Source organism: Streptomyces sp. Qhu_M48, assembly GCF_051305195.1.
In the GTDB taxonomy this organism is placed as follows: Bacteria; Actinomycetota; Actinomycetes; order Streptomycetales; family Streptomycetaceae; genus Streptomyces.
Genome location: NZ_CP195432.1, coordinates 5,311,327 through 5,327,624, shown reverse-complemented (window position 1 = coordinate 5,327,624; position 16,298 = coordinate 5,311,327). Strand labels below are relative to the sequence as shown.

Annotated in this window: 14 protein-coding genes; 5 read left to right on the top strand and 9 right to left on the bottom strand. The window is 72.7% G+C overall.

Going from position 1 to position 16,298, the window contains the following annotated elements; translation table 11 throughout:
* Positions 1 to 6 precede the first annotated feature (6 nt).
* The 4 genes from ACRRSS_RS24075 to ACRRSS_RS24060 all read right to left on the bottom strand — a co-directional run bounded on the left by ACRRSS_RS24075 (position 7) and on the right by ACRRSS_RS24060 (position 4,830).
* Positions 7 to 3,030 (bottom strand): DEAD/DEAH box helicase, encoded by a 3,024-nt coding sequence (locus ACRRSS_RS24075; protein WP_435973200.1) that lies wholly within the window; start codon positions 3,028 to 3,030, stop codon positions 7 to 9.
* Positions 3,031 to 3,081: 51 nt separating this feature from the next.
* The gene (locus ACRRSS_RS24070; protein WP_435973199.1) at positions 3,082 to 3,798 is read right to left on the bottom strand and encodes a class I SAM-dependent methyltransferase; all 717 of its coding nucleotides are present in this window, start codon (positions 3,796 to 3,798) and stop codon (positions 3,082 to 3,084) included.
* 34 nt (positions 3,799 to 3,832) lie between these two features.
* On the bottom strand, positions 3,833 to 4,273 hold the full coding sequence (locus ACRRSS_RS24065; protein ID WP_435975411.1) for a hypothetical protein: 441 nt from the start codon (positions 4,271 to 4,273) through the stop codon (positions 3,833 to 3,835).
* Positions 4,274 to 4,398: 125 nt separating this feature from the next.
* Positions 4,399 to 4,830: an ATP-binding protein gene (locus ACRRSS_RS24060; protein ID WP_435973198.1), complete on the bottom strand. Its 432-nt coding sequence runs from the start codon at positions 4,828 to 4,830 to the stop codon at positions 4,399 to 4,401.
* Between the two features lie 271 nt (positions 4,831 to 5,101).
* Between ACRRSS_RS24060 and ACRRSS_RS24055 the strand changes: the two genes are divergently transcribed.
* The 3 genes from ACRRSS_RS24055 (at position 5,102) to ACRRSS_RS24045 (ending at position 7,095) form a co-directional block, all read left to right on the top strand.
* On the top strand, positions 5,102 to 5,977 hold the full coding sequence (locus ACRRSS_RS24055) for a helix-turn-helix domain-containing protein (protein ID WP_351901217.1): 876 nt from the start codon (positions 5,102 to 5,104) through the stop codon (positions 5,975 to 5,977).
* Positions 5,978 to 6,214: a DUF397 domain-containing protein gene (locus ACRRSS_RS24050; protein ID WP_015037566.1), complete on the top strand. Its 237-nt coding sequence runs from the start codon at positions 5,978 to 5,980 to the stop codon at positions 6,212 to 6,214.
* A gap of 74 nt (positions 6,215 to 6,288) precedes the next feature.
* Positions 6,289 to 7,095: an SAM-dependent methyltransferase gene (locus tag ACRRSS_RS24045; protein ID WP_435973197.1), complete on the top strand. Its 807-nt coding sequence runs from the start codon at positions 6,289 to 6,291 to the stop codon at positions 7,093 to 7,095.
* Between the two features lie 103 nt (positions 7,096 to 7,198).
* On the opposite strand, the gene ACRRSS_RS24040 is transcribed toward ACRRSS_RS24045, so the two are convergent.
* A complete protein-coding gene (locus ACRRSS_RS24040) occupies positions 7,199 to 9,061 on the bottom strand; it encodes a M64 family metallopeptidase (protein ID WP_435973196.1) in 1,863 nt (620 codons plus the stop codon).
* Positions 9,062 to 9,163: 102 nt separating this feature from the next.
* Complete coding sequence (locus tag ACRRSS_RS24035; protein WP_435973195.1) at positions 9,164 to 10,507, bottom strand: 6-phospho-beta-glucosidase; 1,344 nt, start codon at positions 10,505 to 10,507, stop codon at positions 9,164 to 9,166.
* A gap of 113 nt (positions 10,508 to 10,620) precedes the next feature.
* Between ACRRSS_RS24035 and ACRRSS_RS24030 the strand changes: the two genes are divergently transcribed.
* On the top strand, positions 10,621 to 11,064 hold the full coding sequence (locus ACRRSS_RS24030; RefSeq protein WP_435973194.1) for a YchJ family protein: 444 nt from the start codon (positions 10,621 to 10,623) through the stop codon (positions 11,062 to 11,064).
* Between the two features lie 164 nt (positions 11,065 to 11,228).
* Here ACRRSS_RS24030 and ACRRSS_RS24025 read toward each other — a convergent pair whose 3' ends face one another.
* The 3 genes from ACRRSS_RS24025 to ACRRSS_RS24015 form a co-directional block, all read right to left on the bottom strand.
* Positions 11,229 to 13,322, bottom strand: coding sequence for an MDR family MFS transporter (locus ACRRSS_RS24025; protein WP_435973193.1), 2,094 nt, complete (start codon positions 13,320 to 13,322; stop codon positions 11,229 to 11,231).
* A gap of 148 nt (positions 13,323 to 13,470) precedes the next feature.
* Positions 13,471 to 13,722 (bottom strand): hypothetical protein, encoded by a 252-nt coding sequence (locus ACRRSS_RS24020; protein WP_435973192.1) that lies wholly within the window; start codon positions 13,720 to 13,722, stop codon positions 13,471 to 13,473.
* Positions 13,723 to 14,076: 354 nt separating this feature from the next.
* Positions 14,077 to 15,135 carry an ATP-dependent DNA ligase gene (locus ACRRSS_RS24015; RefSeq protein ID WP_435973191.1) on the bottom strand — a complete coding sequence of 353 codons (1,059 nt, stop codon included), beginning with the start codon at positions 15,133 to 15,135 and terminating at the stop codon, positions 14,077 to 14,079.
* 52 nt (positions 15,136 to 15,187) lie between these two features.
* Between ACRRSS_RS24015 and ligD the strand changes: the two genes are divergently transcribed.
* Positions 15,188 to 16,237 (top strand): non-homologous end-joining DNA ligase, encoded by a 1,050-nt coding sequence (gene ligD / locus ACRRSS_RS24010; RefSeq protein ID WP_435973190.1) that lies wholly within the window; start codon positions 15,188 to 15,190, stop codon positions 16,235 to 16,237.
* The last annotated feature ends 61 nt before the right edge of the window (positions 16,238 to 16,298 follow it).

The window sequence follows — 16,298 nt, the reverse complement described above, 5'->3', positions numbered from 1 at the left end:
ATTTCTTCAGAGGGAGTTGTAGGCCGCGAGCCAGCCCGAGGCGAGGTGGTCGCCGCGGGTGAAGACGACGTGGCCGCGGCCGGACGCCGCCGGGGCGGGAGTCAGGCCCGTCGCGCGTTCGGCGAGCAGGGCGAGGTAGGCGGAGGGGGAGAGCGCGCAGTCGCGCGGGGGTGTGGTGCCTGGCCAGTCGGGTGAGCCGAGGCCGAGGTCGAGGGCGGCGTGCCAGAGGCGGGGGACGAGGTGCGGGGCCAGGGGTGCGGTGGCCATGCGTTCGCAGATCCAGAGGAGGCGGCCGGCGCCGCGGGTGGGGCCGAGGGAGCGCCAGCGGATGCGCTGGGAGAGGTCGGAGGCGACCACGGCGACCCAGGGCGGCACCGTGCCGAGGGGGCCTTGGGCGCCGAGCCAGCCGAGGTAGCGGCGGGCTTCCTCCAGGATGTTGGTCATGCTCTCGACGGGGATGCCGAGGACGTAGCCGGAGTGGCTGCGGAAGAGCCGGGGCTGGTGGGCGATGAGGAGCAGGACCGCCCGGGCCAGGTCTCCGGCGATCAGCGGGGGTTCCTCCTCGCCGTCCGCCGGGGTGGCGTCGCGCTTCCCGAGGGCGCCGCTGCGCAGCACTTCGATGAGGGCGCGGCGTGACCGGTCGGAGAACGGGGCCTGTTCGAGGGTGGGCAGCCGGGTGCTGAGGACGTCCGCGAGGAGGTCCTCGGCGGCGTCGGGGGAGGCGGGTTCGGGCAGGGCCCGGAGGACCGCGCCGATTTCCGAGGCGAGTTCGGCGTCGACCATGAAGCGGCTGGTCAGTGTGCCGAGGGCGGTGGGGCGCCAGGCGCTCGTGCCGTGGTCGGTGGCCGGCCCGGGCTGGGCGGGGGTGAGCAGCCCCGCGGTGAGGAGGAAGGCGGCGGCTTCGTGCACGGGGTCGTGGGAGTCGTGGCCCTGGTGCATGGCGAAGGACTCGGCCCACCATTCCTCGGCGTCGGAGAGGGAGGTGATCCTGCCCTGGACGGCCTCCGCGAGAAGGTGGTCGGGGAGGCGTTCGTCGAGGCGGGACCGCACGGTGTAGCCGGCCGCGAGCCGGGCCTGCCAGTGGGCGCGTTCGTTCTCCTCGGCGAGCAGGAAGGCCCAGCCTTCGCGTTCTCCGGCGCCGACGCGGCCGGCCCGGCCGAACATCTGCTGGACCATCGACACCTCCATGCGGTCCTGCCCGATGGTGGTGTCGGCGACGACGACCGCACGTGCGGGCAGGTTGACGCCCGCGGCGACGGTCGAGGTCGCGACGAGCACGTCGGCCTCGCGTGCGCGGAAGGCGCGTTCCGCCTCCCTCTTGAAGGGCCAGTCGCGGTAGTGGAGCCGTACGCCCGCCTTGGTGCAGAGCCGTTCGACGGTGTCGGCGTCGTCGGCGTCGACGCCGGCCGTGGGGACGCCGCGGTCGGCGGCGAGGGCGAGGGCGGTCGAGCGCACCCGGCGTTTGCTGCCGCAGAAGACGAGCACGCTGCCTCCGTCGGCGGTGATGTCGCGGGTGATCGCGACCGTCGTGGCGGTGCGGAGGGCGGCGCGTTCGGTCCAGCTCCGGGCCTCGGCGGTGGGCAGGACGGGGAGCTGCCAGGTCAGCCGGGTGGGCCGCCAGGCGGTGCGCAGCAGTCGGGCGCCGAGCCAGAGGGCGACCTGGTCGGCGTTGGCGACCGTGGCGGAGAGTCCGACGATCCGGACCTGGGCGGTGTCCCTGCGTACCCGGGTGAGGAGTGCTTCGAGTACGGCTCCCCGGCCGGGGTCGCCGAGGAGGTGGATCTCGTCGACGATCAGGCAGCCGACTTCGGCCAGCGCGTCGCGCAGGGAGCCGGTCCGGCAGATGGACTCGAACTTCTCGGTCGTCGCCACCCAGATGTCGGCGGTCCGGATCAGCTCGGCGTCGATGGCGAACTCTCCGGTGAGCCGGACCACGACCAGCCCGTTGTCGCGCCACCGGGCCAGGTCGCGGTCGAGTTCGTCGGTCAGGGAGCGTTGTGGGACGAGCCAGGCGGCCTTGCGTCCGGAGGCGTGGGCCTTGAGCGCGGCGACCATGCCGATGGGGCTCTTGCCCGCTCCGGTGGGCGCGACGACGACCAGGGGGGCGTCGTCGGCGAGGACGGCGGGCACCGCGTCGGCCTGTGCGGGGTTGAACCGGGGGTGCGGGAGCAGCCGGGCCCAGTCGGCGGGGACGAGGTCGGTGACGGGGATGTACCCGGCGTCGTCGTTCGTGTCCGGTGGCAGGGCCTCCAGGGTGTCCCACTGGCCTGCGAAGGAGTCCCGGGCGGCGTGGGAGCCGGGGCCGGTGACCGGCGTGGAGACGGCCCCGGTGGTGCGGACGGGGTGGGCGACGAGGTCGGTGGGGCCGCCGAGGTCGTTGAGCGTGCCGAGGTGCTCCGACTCGATCCAGTACCGCGCGGTGCGGAAGGGGACGGCCTCCCCGGTGAGGTGGGTGCGCAGGGCGTCGAAGCGCGGTCCCTCCGGGAGGATCACCCGTACGTCGTCGGCGGCCTCGACCGCGGCGGCGGACGGGCGCCACGCGGGGTCCGTCACCTTGTGCCACAGCAGGGCCCGCCGCTCGGGGGCGTCCGGCAGGGGGAGGTCGTCCGGCCATCCGCCGTGGGGTGTGCCCGGCGCTGTCGGCGGGGCCGCCCGCGGTGGCCTGGGGGCGGGGACGGTGCGGGACGGCTCTCCCCGGTGGGGGCGGGGCACGGTGACGGCGCCGCCGGTCGCGGCCGGTGCGGCGCCGAGCTGGTCGTACGTCTTCAGCCCCAGGTCGGCGAGGGTGAGGGCCCGGGGGCAGGTGGGGCAGACGAGGGCGACGTAGCGGTAGATCCGGCCGCCCGACTCGTACGGTCTGCGGAGGGTGTGCAGCGGTCCGGCGCAGTCGGGGCACGGGTGCGGGACCTGTTCCTCGTAGCTCCAGCCGGGTTCGTCGAAGCGGGGCGGCAGCGGGCCGGCCGGTGTCGAGCCCCAGCGCTGCCGCATCAGCGCGGCGACGGACACGTCCTCGGTCTTCTCCTCAGCCATGCGCCGACTCTGGCAGGGCGCGTTCGCCCGTGCCAGCGGTTTCGGACAAGATCACTCGGCGCGCTTCCGCGCCACCACCAGCCTGCACCGCGGGCTTCCGTCCGCCCTGCGGCCCAGGGGTTCGACGGGAGTGAGGGAGACGTCGAAGCCGGTGTTCTCCAGGAGGGTGCGGACGTCCGTGAGGCGGAAGGTGCGGTAGTACATGACGAACGGGGGGCGCCAGAGTGCGTTGCGGGCGCGCATCGTCGCGTCGAAGGCCCACAGGGTCCAGTAGAGGCGGGAACCGACCGGGGGCGGGGCCGGGAGGGGGAAGGCGAAGGTGCCGCCGGGGCGCAGGGAGGCGTGGACCTGGGCGAACAGGGTGCGCTGCTGGTCCGGGAGGAAGTGGCCGAAGGCGCCGAAGCTGACCGCCAGGTCGAAGGCCGGGGCGAAGGGCAGGGCCAGGGCGTCGGCGCGGACCAGGTCGGCGGTGGGGTGGGCGGCGCGGGCCCGGGCCAGCATGCCCGTACTGAAGTCGACGCCCGTGACCCGGCCCGCGCAGACCGCGCGCAGGACGCCGAGCCCCGCGCCGGTGCCGCAGCAGACGTCGAGCCCGGTGTCGAAGGGGCCGAGGGGTTCCAGGGTGTGGGTGACCGCGGTCAGGAGGCGGTCGGAGGTGCGGAAGGGGGTCGCGTCGAAGGTGTCCGCGAGCAGGTCGTAGCCGTGCTCGACCGAGGAGAGGGCCTGGACGGTCAGCTCGCGGAGGCTGGGGCCCTGCGGGGTGAACATGCTCCTGACCCTATGCCGTCCCGGCCCGTGGGGGTCAGAGCGCGCTGCGTACCGGGGGCGACGCCCAGGACGGTGCGATCCCCGTCAGCTGGCAGACCAGCAGGTACAGCGGGATCGGTGGCGTGTAGGGCGAGGTGCCGTCGGGGTGGTGGATGAGGCGGGGCCGGCGGTCCGGGATCTCGGCGCCCCGCGCGTAGCAGGCGGGCAGCGGCCAGGCCACGTCGTGGTCGGAGCCGGCCGGGACCAGCCACCACCACCAGTCGGAGTCGGCGTAGACGCAGCCCTTGGCGGGGAGGCGGGAGAGGATCTTGAACCCGAAGCGGGCGGGGACGCCGACGGCGTCGCAGCCGAGGCCGGTGTGGAGTCCGACGGGAACGGCGAGGCGGGTGGCGCCGAGCTCGCTGGGGCGGGCCGGGCCGGGGGTGCCTCGGTCGGCGGAGCGGAGGCCCGGTGCGCGCGGGTCGGCGGCGGGGATGCCGGTCGCGCGGAGGTCGGGGGTGTGGCCTGCGTCCGAGGTGCGGCGGGGTTCCGGCGCGCGGCCTGCGGTGGGGGACCGGAGGGCCCCGGGAAGCAGCGGGATCATGCGGGTGGCCATCGACCTCAGCACGGTTCCCCCATGCCGTGGGCCAGTTCCGCCCAGACGATCTGTGCCGTGCCGTGTCCGGTGCGGTCGGCGCCCCAGGCGGAGCAGAGCGCGTCGACGATGAGGAGGCCGCGGCCGCGTTCGTCCTCGCCGCAGTCGCGTATCCGGGGTCCCGCGGGTCCGCCCTCGTCCCGTACGGCGATCCGCAGCGTCTCCTCGCCCTCGCGGAGCTCGCATATGAACCGGTCGCTGGCGGTGTGCACCACGGCGTTGGTGACGAGCTCGGAGACGACGAGGGCCACCGTGTCGCGGATGTCGGGGCCGCAGCCCCAGAGGATGAGCCGCTCCTCCGCGAGCCGGCGGGCCCGGGCGACGGACTCGGTGCGGGCCGGGAGCTCGAAGGCGAAGCGGCGGACGGCATCGGGGTGCGGCTGTGGGCGCTGGGCCATGACCCGGGGGGCTCGGGGACTCAAGAGACCTGAGGGCTGCGCGTTACCAGAAGCCACGACCGGTTCCTCACAACAGTGGGCAGGACTGCCGTACGGCGCTGTCGCCGTGGCGCGGTGGCGCACGGCGGCAGCGTGTACTGGTTCACCGGAACACTGTCCTCCTGACTCGGACACTTGGCAAGTGGCACTCTGAAAATTGCAGAGTGCCGTGTTCTCTCTGGCCCGGCTTCGTGTCACACTCGTCAAAACAGTGCGTCGGGGAGGTCTGAGAGTGAGCGAGCCGCGGTCCGCCCCCACGGTGGGACAGGTCGTTCTCGGCAGGCGCCTGCAGGATCTGCGGGAGCGGGCCGGCCTGAAGAGGGAAGAGGCCGCGAAGATCCTCCGGGTGGCCCCGGCCACCGTCCGGCGGATGGAGACCGCCGAGGTCGCGCTGAAGATCCCGTACGTGCAGCTCCTGTTGAAGGAGTACGGGATCACGGACTCCGAGGCGGAGGGCTTCATCGCCCTCACCGAGGAGGCCAACCTCCCCGGCTGGTGGCAGCGGTTCCACGACGTGCTGCCCGGCTGGTTCTCCATGTACGTCAGCCTGGAGGGGGCCGCCAGCCTCATCCGGGCCTACGAGCCCCAGTTCGTCCCCGGTCTGCTCCAGACCGAGGACTACGCCCGCGCCATTCTGCGCAGTGGGGCGGTCGGTGGCGGCAGCGATGCCGCCAAGGACGAGGACGCCGAACGGCATGTAGCCCTACGGATGGAGCGTCAGTCCCTGCTGACCAGGGAGGACGCCCCGAAGTTCTGGGTGATCATGGACGAGACGGTGTTCCGCCGACCGGTCGGTGCCGGGCCCGAAGTGATGCGCGACCAGCTCGACCGGCTGCTCGAAGCGTCCGAGCTGCCGAACGTCACCCTGCAGATCGCGGAGTTCGCGTCCGGCCACCACCCCGGCACCTACGGACCGTTCGTCCTCTTCCGCTTCGCCATGCCCGAACTCCCGGACATGGTCTACAGCGAGTACCTGACCGGCGCCGTCTACCTCGACGCGCGCCCCGAGGTGGCATCCCACCTGGAGGTCATGGACCGCATGGCGGCTCAGGCCGCGACTGCACAACGCACGAAGGAGATCCTCAGGGATCTCCGCAAGGAGCTGTGAATGGATCGCATATACAACGGCATGCCCGCCGCGGAGCTCGGTGCCGAGGGTTGGCACAAGCCCTGGAGCGGTGGGAACGGGGGCAACTGCGTGGAGGCCATGAAGCTGGCCGACGGCAGAGTCGCCGTGCGACAGTCCGCAGACCCTGAAGGACCCGCGCTCATCTACACCCACGGGGAGATCGCCGCTTTCATCCAGGGCGCCAAATCCGGTCAGGCTGATTTTCTGCTCACCTGACCCCTTCCGTACCACCGGTACCGTCGCGTAACTCTTGTTGTAGCGCCACTCGTTCATCCCGACCAGGAGAGCCGATGACCCAGGACCCCGCATCCGTTCGGATCGACACCAGCACACCGCATCCGGCACGTATGTACGACTGGTTCCTGGGCGGCAAGGACAACTACCCGGTCGACGAGGCGATGGCTCGTCAGCTGCTCACCGTCGACGCCCGGGGCCGGGACATGGCCCGCGTCAACCGGGCCTTCATGCACCGCGCCATCCGTTGGCTCAGCGCCCACGGCGTCCGCCAGTACCTGGACGTCGGTACGGGCATCCCGACCGAGCCCAACCTGCACCAGATCGCGCAGCGGGCCGCGCCGGAGTCCCGCATCGTCTACTGCGACAACGACCCGATCGTGCTCGCGCACGCGGCCGCCCTGCTGCGCTCGACCCCGGAAGGGGCCACCGAGTACATCCAGGCGGACGCGCGTAACCCCGAGATCATCCTCGAAAGGGCCGGAAAGGTCCTTGACTTCGATCAGCCCATCGCGCTGTCGATGCTCGCCCTGCTGCACTTCGTCGGGGACGAGGACGGCGCCTACGACCTGGTCGGCAAGCTCGTCGACCAGCTGGCACCGGGGAGCTACCTGGTCCTCTCGCACGTCACCGGGGACTTCAACCCCGTGGGCGCGGCGGAGGCGGTCGCGATGTACAAGGCCCGCGGCCTGACCCTGCGGCCCCGCTCGCGGGACGAGCTGGCCGCGTTCTTCGACGGCATGGAGTTCGTCGAGCCGGGGGTCTCGCTCACCGCCGAATGGCACCCGGAGCTGGGCGAGCCGGTCCCGGTCCAGGGCGACGAGCCCATCCCGGGGTGGGCCGCGGTGGCCCGCAAGCTCTGACGGACCGCCGGCCCGACAGACGAACAGCGCGCGAGAAGGCCCGCGGACTCCGGTCCGCGGGCCTTCTCCGCTCTTCGGGTCTTCGCTCAGAGCTCCCGCGGGTTCACCGCCCGGCCGGCGGCACCAGCGTCACCCGGAAGCTCCGTGCCGGGCTCACGTTGCCGGCCGCGTCGATGGTGCGGTACTCGATCGTGTGCGTGCCGTAGTCGGGGGTCGCGTCGTCCCACGGCACCGCCCGGCTCCGGCCCAGCTTCCCGTACACGAGGTCGTCGATCACCGTGCCGCCCGGCGAGAAGCGGAACGGCGCGTCCGCGTCCGTCGGCCAGCCGTAGTACGTGTACCAGCCGTCGCCGTCCACCCGGAACTGGCTCACCACCGCGCCCTCCTGGTCGTCCCGGGCGGTCAGCCGCATGGTGAACGGGCCGTCGTGGACGTACTCCACGGGACGCCCGGGGCGCCGAACCGTGCGCAGCGGCTCGGAGAGTTCGTACGAGGCCGTGGCCGGGCGGGCGTCCACCGTCCAGCTCAGCCTCGCCTCCGTTCCCGCGAGGTGAGCCGTGAGGGTGTGGGTCCCACGGGTCAGCCTCAGCGAACGCAGGTCGAGATCACGGTCGTTGGGGCCGGTCGGGACGGGGCGGCCGTCGAGGCGCCAGCGCACGGCCGGGGTTCGGTCGACCGGGTGAGTCGTGTCCGCGTGGACGACGGACCGCGCGCCGACGGGCGAACCGGTGGGGGTGTGGCCGGTGAAGGCGGCCCGGGTGCCGTCGCGCGCGGTGGTGAGGGAGGGGTCCACCGTCCAGCTGACGGTCCGGGTCAGCGCGGCGGAGGCGCGGACCGCCGGGTCGCGGACGAAGGGCGTCGGGTCGGTGACGGTCGCCGTGAGGGTGTGCGGCCCGGGGGAGAGCCGCAGCTTCCGCAGGTCGACCGTGCGGGCCCCGCGCGTGGGCAGGGTCCGGCCGTCGAGGCGCCAGGTCACGCCGAGCGCGCCGCCCACCGGGTGCAGGGTGTCCACCCACACCGTCCGGTCCGCACCGACGGGCGCGGTGTTGGGCGTGTGTCCCTGGACCAGGTTCACCTTCGCGGAGATCGCCTTGACCATCACCTCGCGCTCCACCTGGTCGAAGGCGTAGCCGAGGGTCTTCATGAGGGAGTGGCGGCTCGGGCGCCAGACGCCCCCGGTGCTGTACAGGCCGCCCTCGTGGCGGCCGATGACCCCGCCCGACTCGCTCTCCTCGCCGAGCCATCGCCACCACTTCGCCCGCCGCTCCCGCAGCTGGGGTTCCGTCAGGAGCGTGTGATGGGCGGAGGAGGGCTCGGGGCCGGAGTACGCCCCGCCGGGCACGCCGCGCGCGTAGTAGTCGTACTCGTCCTGGAGGCCGCCGAGCGAATGCCCGATCTCGTGCGGGGTGATGAGGGAGGAGAGCGCGTTGCCGCCGGACGCGGTGGCGTAACTGCCGCCCGCGCCCCCGTAGGTGGAGCTGTGGGCGAGGGCGACGATCTGCCGGTTGGCGTGGCTGGTGCCGGGGACGAGATCGGCGAGCGCGGCGGCCTTCCCGCTGTCGACGGTCAGCAGCCGCTGCACGCTGCCCGGGTTGCAGCCGCCCCAGAACCCCATGTCGAGCACGGTGTCACGGGCGGGGGCGTCCAGGCCCGTATCGCAGTCCACGCCCGATTCGGCCGAAGGGGATTCCACCGCCCACACGTTGATGTACGAGCGGTACGAGGCGAAGGGCTCGATGCTCCACAGGGTGTTCAGGTGCCGTTCGAGGTCCGCGCGGAACGCCGGCATCTCCGCCGCCGTGTAGCCGTCGCCCATGAACACCAGGTTGAACCGCCGGTCCGCGGGCCCGGTGGTCCGCACGGGGACGACGGCCGGGCCGTCACCGGCGGTCGGCGTTCCGGCCGCCGCGGGTACGGTTCCCACCAGGCCCGCGGCCAGCAGACACACCGTGACGAGGCGGGCCACCCCTCGTCGAACTCCACTGCGCTGTGAGGTCATGGGGCGCGAGCCTAGGCCGCGCCCCCGGCCCCGTAAAGATGTTGGCCGGTCGTACGGACGGGTGTCGCCTCAGTGTCGCAGGTACGCCAGCCCCGCGTGCTCCGCCGTGTAGCCGTCCACCAGCCGGCGGGCCACCGCCACCGAGTCGACCAGCGGGTGCAGGGCGAAGGCCTTCACGGCGGCCGACCGCGAGCCGCTCTCCGCCGCCGCGAGGACCTCCCGTTCCACGGCCTTCACCGCCGTCACCAGACCCACCGCGTGGTACGGCAGTGGGGACACCGCCACCGGATGGGCGCCGTTCGCGTCCACCACGCAGGGCACCTCGATCACCGCGTCCGCGTCGAGCGCGCCGAGTGTCGTGCCGTTGCGCACGTTGAGGATCAGCGTGGCCCGTTCGTCGCGCGCGATCGCCCGCATGAGGGCGAGCGCCACCTTCTCGTAGCCACCGGACTCCAGGTCCTCCTCGTCGCGCTCCCCGATCCCGGCGGCCTCCCGGTTGGCGGCCATGTAGGTGGCCTCGCGGTCGGCGAGCGTACGGTGCCAGGCGGCGAGGGCGGGCGTGTCCGGCTTGCCCATCTCCCGGTAGAAACCGGCCTGTTGGTCGCGGAGGTAGGCGCCGCGGGTCCGCTCCGCGGTGCGGTAGGCGTGCACGGCCTCCCGGTTGAAGTAGTAGTAATGCAGATACTCGTTGGGGATGGCGCCCAGCGAGCGCAGCCACTCGGGGCCGAACAGCCTGCCCTCCTCGAAGGAGCCGAGGGCCTCCTCGTCGGCGAGCAGCCGGGGCAGCTCGTCCCGGCCGCCGATCCGCAGTCCCCGCAGCCAGCCCAGGTGGTTGAGGCCCACGTAGTCGATCCAGGCCTCGTCCGGGTCGGCGCCCAGGACGCGCGCGACCCGCCGGCCCAGACCCACGGGGGAGTCGCAGATGCCGACGACCCGGTCGCCGAGGATCCGGGACATCGCCTCCGTGACCAGGCCGGCCGGGTTGGTGAAGTTGATGACCCAGGCGTCCGGGGCGAGTTCGGCGATCCGGCGGGCGACGCGCACCGCGACGGGCACGGTCCGCAGGCCGTAGGCGATGCCGCCCGCCCCCACCGTCTCCTGGCCGAGGACGCCTTCGGCGAGCGCGATCCGCTCGTCGGCCGCCCTGCCCTCCAGGCCGCCGACGCGGATCGCGGAGAACACGAAGTCCGCCCCGCGCAGCGCCTCGTCCAGGTCCGTCGTCGCCGTCACCCGCGGCGCGTCCGGCACCCCCTCGCCCTGCTCCGCGAGGACCCTGGCGATGGCCGAGAGCCGCCCCTCGTCGAGGTCGTACAGGGTGACGTGGGTGACCCGCCCCTCGGCGTGGTCGCCGAGGAGAGCGCCGTACACCAGCGGCACCCGGAATCCGCCGCCTCCGAGAATCGTCAGTTTCATGCTCGTACGCTACTCGGGCGACCGCTCCGAGCAGCGGGAATCCGGCCCGGCGTCCACCCGGCCGTCCACCTGCCGGGCGCCGTGCCGTGCGTCCGGTGGGGGACAATGGCGGCATGTCCCGACGCAAGACCCGCCCCCGTACGACCGCCGTCCCCGCGCCCGCCGTCACCGCGGAATCGCCCTGCCCGTGCGGCCTCGGCGCCCCGTACGGGGCGTGCTGCGGCCGGTTCCACACGGGTGCGGGCGGCACGGCTCCCACCGCCGAGCTGCTCATGCGCTCCCGCTACAGCGCGTTCGTCGTCCGCGACGAGGGCTATCTGCTGCGCACGTGGGCGCCGGAGACGCGACCGGGCGAGGTCGACTTCGACCCCGGCATGCGCTGGGCGGGGCTGGAGATCGAGGGAGCCACCGAGGGCACGGCCTTCCACCAGCGCGGCACCGTCACCTTCACCGCGCGCTACGTCCACGGCGGCGAGCCCGGCGCCCTGCGCGAGCGGAGCCGCTTCGCCCGGCACGAGGGAGCGTGGGTGTACGTGGACGGGGACGTCACGGAGTAGGGGCGCCGTCCGGTCCGACGAGTCCCAGGGCCCCCGAGACCGTCGGCCGGGGCCGCGCGTGAGGTCGTGCGCGAGTCCGCTCGTGAGGTCGTGCGTGAGGCCGCTCGTGAGGACCTCGGGCACGGAGAGCGGCGCCCCCGGGACAGTCCGGCCGGGCGCGGGTCTCAGCGCGCCCCCGCCGACACCTTCGGCCTGTCGCGCGGCAGGCCGTGCGCGAGGTCCTCGGCGACCATCCGCTTCGCGATGGCGTCCGTCGCCACGCGCAGCTCGGGCCCGCTGGGCTTGCCGCGTTCCTCCTCGATGCGGCCGGAGAGCCAGTCGCCCCAGGCGTGAGTGATCACGTCCGCCTCGCGCTTGCCCGCCGGGGTGTGCGAGAGCAGGCTGCCGTCGCGGGTGAGGAAGCCCTCGTCGACCATGCGGTCGAAGACCGGCAGGAGCACCTCGGGCGGCACCCGCCGCCCGGCCGAGATCAGGCCCAGGCTCGCGTGTCCGACCGTGCGGGTGAACAGTTCGACCTGCATCACCGCCCAGGCCCCGGCCGTGTCGAGCCGGGTGTCGGAGTCGGTGACGATCCGCCGGGCCGTGTCCAGGTCGGTGCGGCGCAGGATCCGGCCGACGGACAGTTCGAGGAGTTTCGCCGAGTCGCCGGAGGTGGTGGGGGAGGCGAAGCCCTCGCCCATGTCGGGGGCGGCGGCGCGGGCCGAGTCGCGGAGGGTCACCTGCTTGAGGAAGAGCGCGACGACGAAGCCGACGGCGGCGACCGGCACGGTCCAGAGGAAGACGGTGTGGAGGGTGTCGGCGTAGGCGTTGACGATCGGTTCGGCGACCTGGTCCGGCAGCCCGTGCACCCCGGCGGGGCTCTGGGCGGCCCGGGCGACACCGGCCGGGTCCACGCCGAGGCTCTGTGCGACGGCCGTGGCCTCGCCGACCCCGGCCGCCAGGTTGGGCCGGAGGGAGTTGACGTAGATCGTGCCGAAGACGGCGGTGCCGAAGGAGCTGCCGAGCGTACGGAAGAAGGTGACGCCGGAGGTGGCCGTGCCGAGGTCGGCGTAGTCGACGGTGTTCTGTACGGCGATGGTCAGGACCTGCATGCACAGACCGATGCCGACGCCGAGCACGAACATGTACAGCGACGCGAGCCAGGTGCTGGTCCCCGGTTCCATGAGCGACAGCAGATAGAGCCCGAGCCCCATCACCAGGCAGCCGACGATCGGGAAGATCCGGTAGTGGCCCGTCTTGCTGACCACGTTGCCGCTGAAGACGGAGGCGATGAGCAGACCGACGACCATGGGGAGGGTGCGGATGCCGGAGACGGTCGCCGAGTCCCCGTCGACGTACTGGAGGTACGTCGGAAGGAAGGTCATCGCGCCGAGCATGGCGAAGCCGACGACGAAGCTCAGCACCGAGCAGACGGTGAAGACCGGGTTGCCGAAGAGCCGCATGGGCAGCATCGGTTCGGCCGCCCGGGTCTCGACCCAGCAGAACAGGGCGAGGGCGATGATGCCGCCGGCGAAGAGGCCGATGATGACCCCGGAGCTCCAGGCGTACTCGTTGCCGCCCCAACTGGTCGCCAGGATCAGGGCGCTGGATCCGGCGGCGACGAACGCGATGCCGGCGTAGTCGATGACCGGTCGGCTCGCGGAGCGTACGGAGGGGATGGTGCGGGCGGCGGCGATGACGACCGCGATCGCGATGGGCACGTTGACGTAGAAGGCCCAGCGCCAGCTCAGGTGGTCGGTGAACAGACCGCCGAGGAGCGGGCCGATGACGGTGGACACACCGAACACGGCGCCGATCGCGCCCTGGTACTTCCCCCGTTCGCGCAGCGGGATCACATCGGCGATGAGCGCCATCGAGGTGACCATGAGGCCGCCCGCGCCGATGCCCTGGAGACCGCGCCAGACGATGAGCAGCGTCATGTTGGTGGCGAGTCCGCAGAGGAACGAGCCAGTGATGAAGATGATCGCCGAGATCTGGAAGATCACCTTGCGGCCGAAGAGATCGCCGAACTTGCCGACGAGGACGGTCGCGACCGTCTCAGCGAGCAGGTAGGCGGTGACCACCCACGACATGTGGGCGGCGCCGCCGAGGTCCGAGACGATCGTGGGCAGTGCCGTGCCCACGATGGTCTGGTCGAGGGCCGCGAGGAGGACACCCAGCATGATCGTGCCGAAGACGATGTTGCGGCGGCGGCGGTCGAGCACGGGTGGCTCGGTGGCGGCCGGGGGCGCGGGCGCTGCGTCGCTGGTCGTGGTCACTCTCGCAGCGTCACACCGGCCCCGTCCGGGTGCATGCGGGGGGCGGCCGAACGGGCGGACCCGTCAGGGGGCGCCGGCGGCGTGTCCGGGGCGGGTGACCGGCCCCGGAGTCCGGTCGGTTCCGGTGGGTGAGCGGCCCGGCGGACCGTCAGGGGGCGACGGGCAGCGTCGGGTGGTGCTTGGCGAGGATCTTGTTGGCGCGGGCGAGCGCGGCGAGGGCGTGCTCACGGTCGGCCCGGTCCTCCGCGCAGAGCGGTCCCCGGAACCGGTACACCTCGCGCGCCGCGCAGTCCGCGTCGATCTCGGCCTGGAGGACGTGCAGGGGCAGGCAGGACCCGATCAGCGCGGCGACACGGTCGGGGATGGGAACGGGTACGAGGCGCGAGAGAGAGGTGATCACGGGTCAGTCCTAGCGGGTCCGGGGAGCGTACGGAAGTGTTCTCCCCTCCATACGTACCGGATCGACGTACGGGTTCCGGTACGGCGTCGTCGCGGTCGGGCGACGACCGGGACGGCCCTCCGGGCGGTCCGGGGCGGATCAGGTCGGGCGACCCGGCGCGCACGTGATCCGGGGACGGGGGTGTTCTCGCAGGTACGGGGTCGGGTGACGGCGGCGGACATCCGTACCGTCCCTGTATATCGCCCGCACGGGCGGCGAACACATGGTCGATTCAAGGGTGTTGCGCCCCGTCCGTCCGCCCGGGGAATGTGAAGGATCTCACGTCGCGGAATGGTGCATTCCGGAGAAGGGGTCCTAGTCGAGGATCTCGGACAGGTCGTACGACACGGGTTCGTCCAACTGCCCGTACCCGCAGGACTCCGGCGCGCGGTCCGGGCGCCACCGCTTGAACTGGGCCGTGTGCCGGAAGCGGTCGCCCTCCATGTGGTCGTAACCGACCTCGCAGACCCGCTCGGGCCGCAGCGCCACCCACGACAGGTCCTTCTTCCCCGACCAGCGGCTCGGCGCACCCGGCAGCCGCGCCCCCTCGTGCGCCGCCTCCTCCGCCCACGCCGCCCACGGGTGCCCGTCCGGCGGGTCCATCCGGAGCGGTGCGAGCTCCTCGATCAACTCGGCCCGCCGCTGCGCGGTGAAGGCCGCGCACACGCCGACGTGCTGGAGGGCGCCCCGGTCGTCGTAGAGGCCGAGCAGGAGTGAGCCGACCACCGGGCCGCTCTTGTGGAGGCGGTAGCCGGCCACCACGACATCGGCCGTCCGCTCGTGCTTGATCTTGTACATGAGGCGGGCGTCCGGACGGTACGGCAGGTCGAGCGGCTTGGCGATCACCCCGTCGAGCCCCGCGCCCTCGTACTGCTCGAACCAGCGGGCGGCGAGCTCGGCGTCCCGGGTCGCCGGGGCCAGGTGAACTGGCGCGTCGATCCCCGCGAACACCCTCTCCAGGGCGGCCCGGCGCTCGCTCAGCGGGGTGTCGAGCAGCGCCTCGTCCCCGAGGGCGAGCAGGTCGAAGGCGACGAACCGCGCCGGAGTGGCCTCGGCCAGCATGCGGACCCGCGACTCGGCCGGGTGGATCCGCTCGCTGAGCCGGTCGAAGTCGAGATGACCGCCGTGCTCGACGACGATCTCCCCGTCGACCACGCAGCGCTCCGGCAGCCGGGCCGCGAGCGCCTCGACCAGCTCGGGGAAGTACCGGGTGAGGGGCTTGCCGGTACGGCTGCCGATGACGAGTTCCGCTCCGTCCCGGTGCACGATCGCGCGGAAGCCGTCCCACTTCGCCTCGTACTGCATGCCGGGCGGAATCCGCTTCACGGACTTGGCGAGCATCGGTTTCACGGGCGGCATCACCGGAAGATCCATGAGGCGATTGTCCGGTATGCGGGAGTTGTCGGCGAGCCCTAGGCTGACCGGCATGGCAGGCAAGGCGGCAGCGGTGGAACTGGAAGTCGGCGACCGGACCGTGCGCGTGTCCCATCCGGACAAGGTGTACTTCCCCGAACCCGGCTACACCAAGCTCGACGTGGTCAGCTACTACCTGGCCGTGGGCGACGGCATCACCCGCGCCCTGCGGGACCGCCCCACCACCCTGGAGCGCTACCCCGACGGGGTGACCGGCGAGTCCTTCTTCCAGAAGCGCGCCCCGAAGTACATGCCCGACTGGATCCCCACCGCCCACATCACCTTCCCCAGCGGCCGGTCGGCCGACGAGATGTGCCCCACCGAACCGGCGGCCGTGCTCTGGGCCGCCAACCAGGGGGCCTTCACCTTCCACCCCTGGCCGGTACGGCGGGACGACACCGACCACCCCGACGAACTCCGCATCGACCTCGACCCGCAGCCCGGCACCGACTACGCCGACGCGGTCCGCGCCGCCCACGAACTCCGTGCCGTCCTCGACGAACACGGACTGCGCGGCTGGCCTAAGACCTCCGGCGGGCGAGGCCTCCACGTCTTCGTGCCGATCACGCCCGACTGGACCTTCACGCAGGTCAGGCGTGCGGCCATCGCGTGCGGCCGGGAGCTGGAACGGCGGATGCCGGAGCGGGTCACCATCAGGTGGTGGAAGGAGGAGCGCGGGGAGCGGATCTTCGTCGACTACAACCAGACCGCCCGGGACCGCACGATCGCCTCCGCCTACTCCGTACGCCCGCGACCGCACGCCCCCGTGTCCGCGCCCCTGCGGTGGGAGGAGATCGACGACGCCGTGCCGCGGGACTTCGACATCAGGACGATGCCGGTGCGGTACGCCGAGGTCGGCGACGTCCACGCCGACATGGACGACGAGCGGTTCAGCCTGGAACCCCTGCTCGAACTGGCCCGGCGGGACGAGGCGGAGCACGGCCTCGGCGACCTGCCGTATCCGCCGGAGTACCCGAAGATGCCGGGCGAGCCGAAGCGGGTGCAGCCCAGCAGGGCGAAGAAGGAGAAGGGGGAGACGAAGGGGGAGTCGGAGTCGGGGTGAGGCGGGTGGGGGAGGCGGGCCGGCGCTTCCGGGTGGGCGCCGGCCCGCCTCTCTGTGAACC

What these genes read in the sequence shown, in the direction of transcription:
- ACRRSS_RS24075 (WP_435973200.1), bottom strand. Translation starts at nt 3,030, where the DNA reads ATGGCTGAGGAGAAGACCGAGGACGTGTCCGTCGCCGCGCTGATGCGG.
- ACRRSS_RS24070 (WP_435973199.1), bottom strand. Translation starts at nt 3,798, where the DNA reads ATGTTCACCCCGCAGGGCCCCAGCCTCCGCGAGCTGACCGTCCAGGCC.
- ACRRSS_RS24060 (WP_435973198.1), bottom strand. Translation starts at nt 4,830, where the DNA reads ATGGCCCAGCGCCCACAGCCGCACCCCGATGCCGTCCGCCGCTTCGCC.
- ACRRSS_RS24050 (WP_015037566.1), top strand. Translation starts at nt 5,978, where the DNA reads ATGGATCGCATATACAACGGCATGCCCGCCGCGGAGCTCGGTGCCGAG.
- ACRRSS_RS24045 (WP_435973197.1), top strand. Translation starts at nt 6,289, where the DNA reads ATGACCCAGGACCCCGCATCCGTTCGGATCGACACCAGCACACCGCAT.
- ACRRSS_RS24035 (WP_435973195.1), bottom strand. Translation starts at nt 10,507, where the DNA reads ATGAAACTGACGATTCTCGGAGGCGGCGGATTCCGGGTGCCGCTGGTG.
- ACRRSS_RS24030 (WP_435973194.1), top strand. Translation starts at nt 10,621, where the DNA reads ATGTCCCGACGCAAGACCCGCCCCCGTACGACCGCCGTCCCCGCGCCC.
- ACRRSS_RS24015 (WP_435973191.1), bottom strand. Translation starts at nt 15,135, where the DNA reads ATGGATCTTCCGGTGATGCCGCCCGTGAAACCGATGCTCGCCAAGTCC.
- ligD (WP_435973190.1), top strand. Translation starts at nt 15,188, where the DNA reads ATGGCAGGCAAGGCGGCAGCGGTGGAACTGGAAGTCGGCGACCGGACC.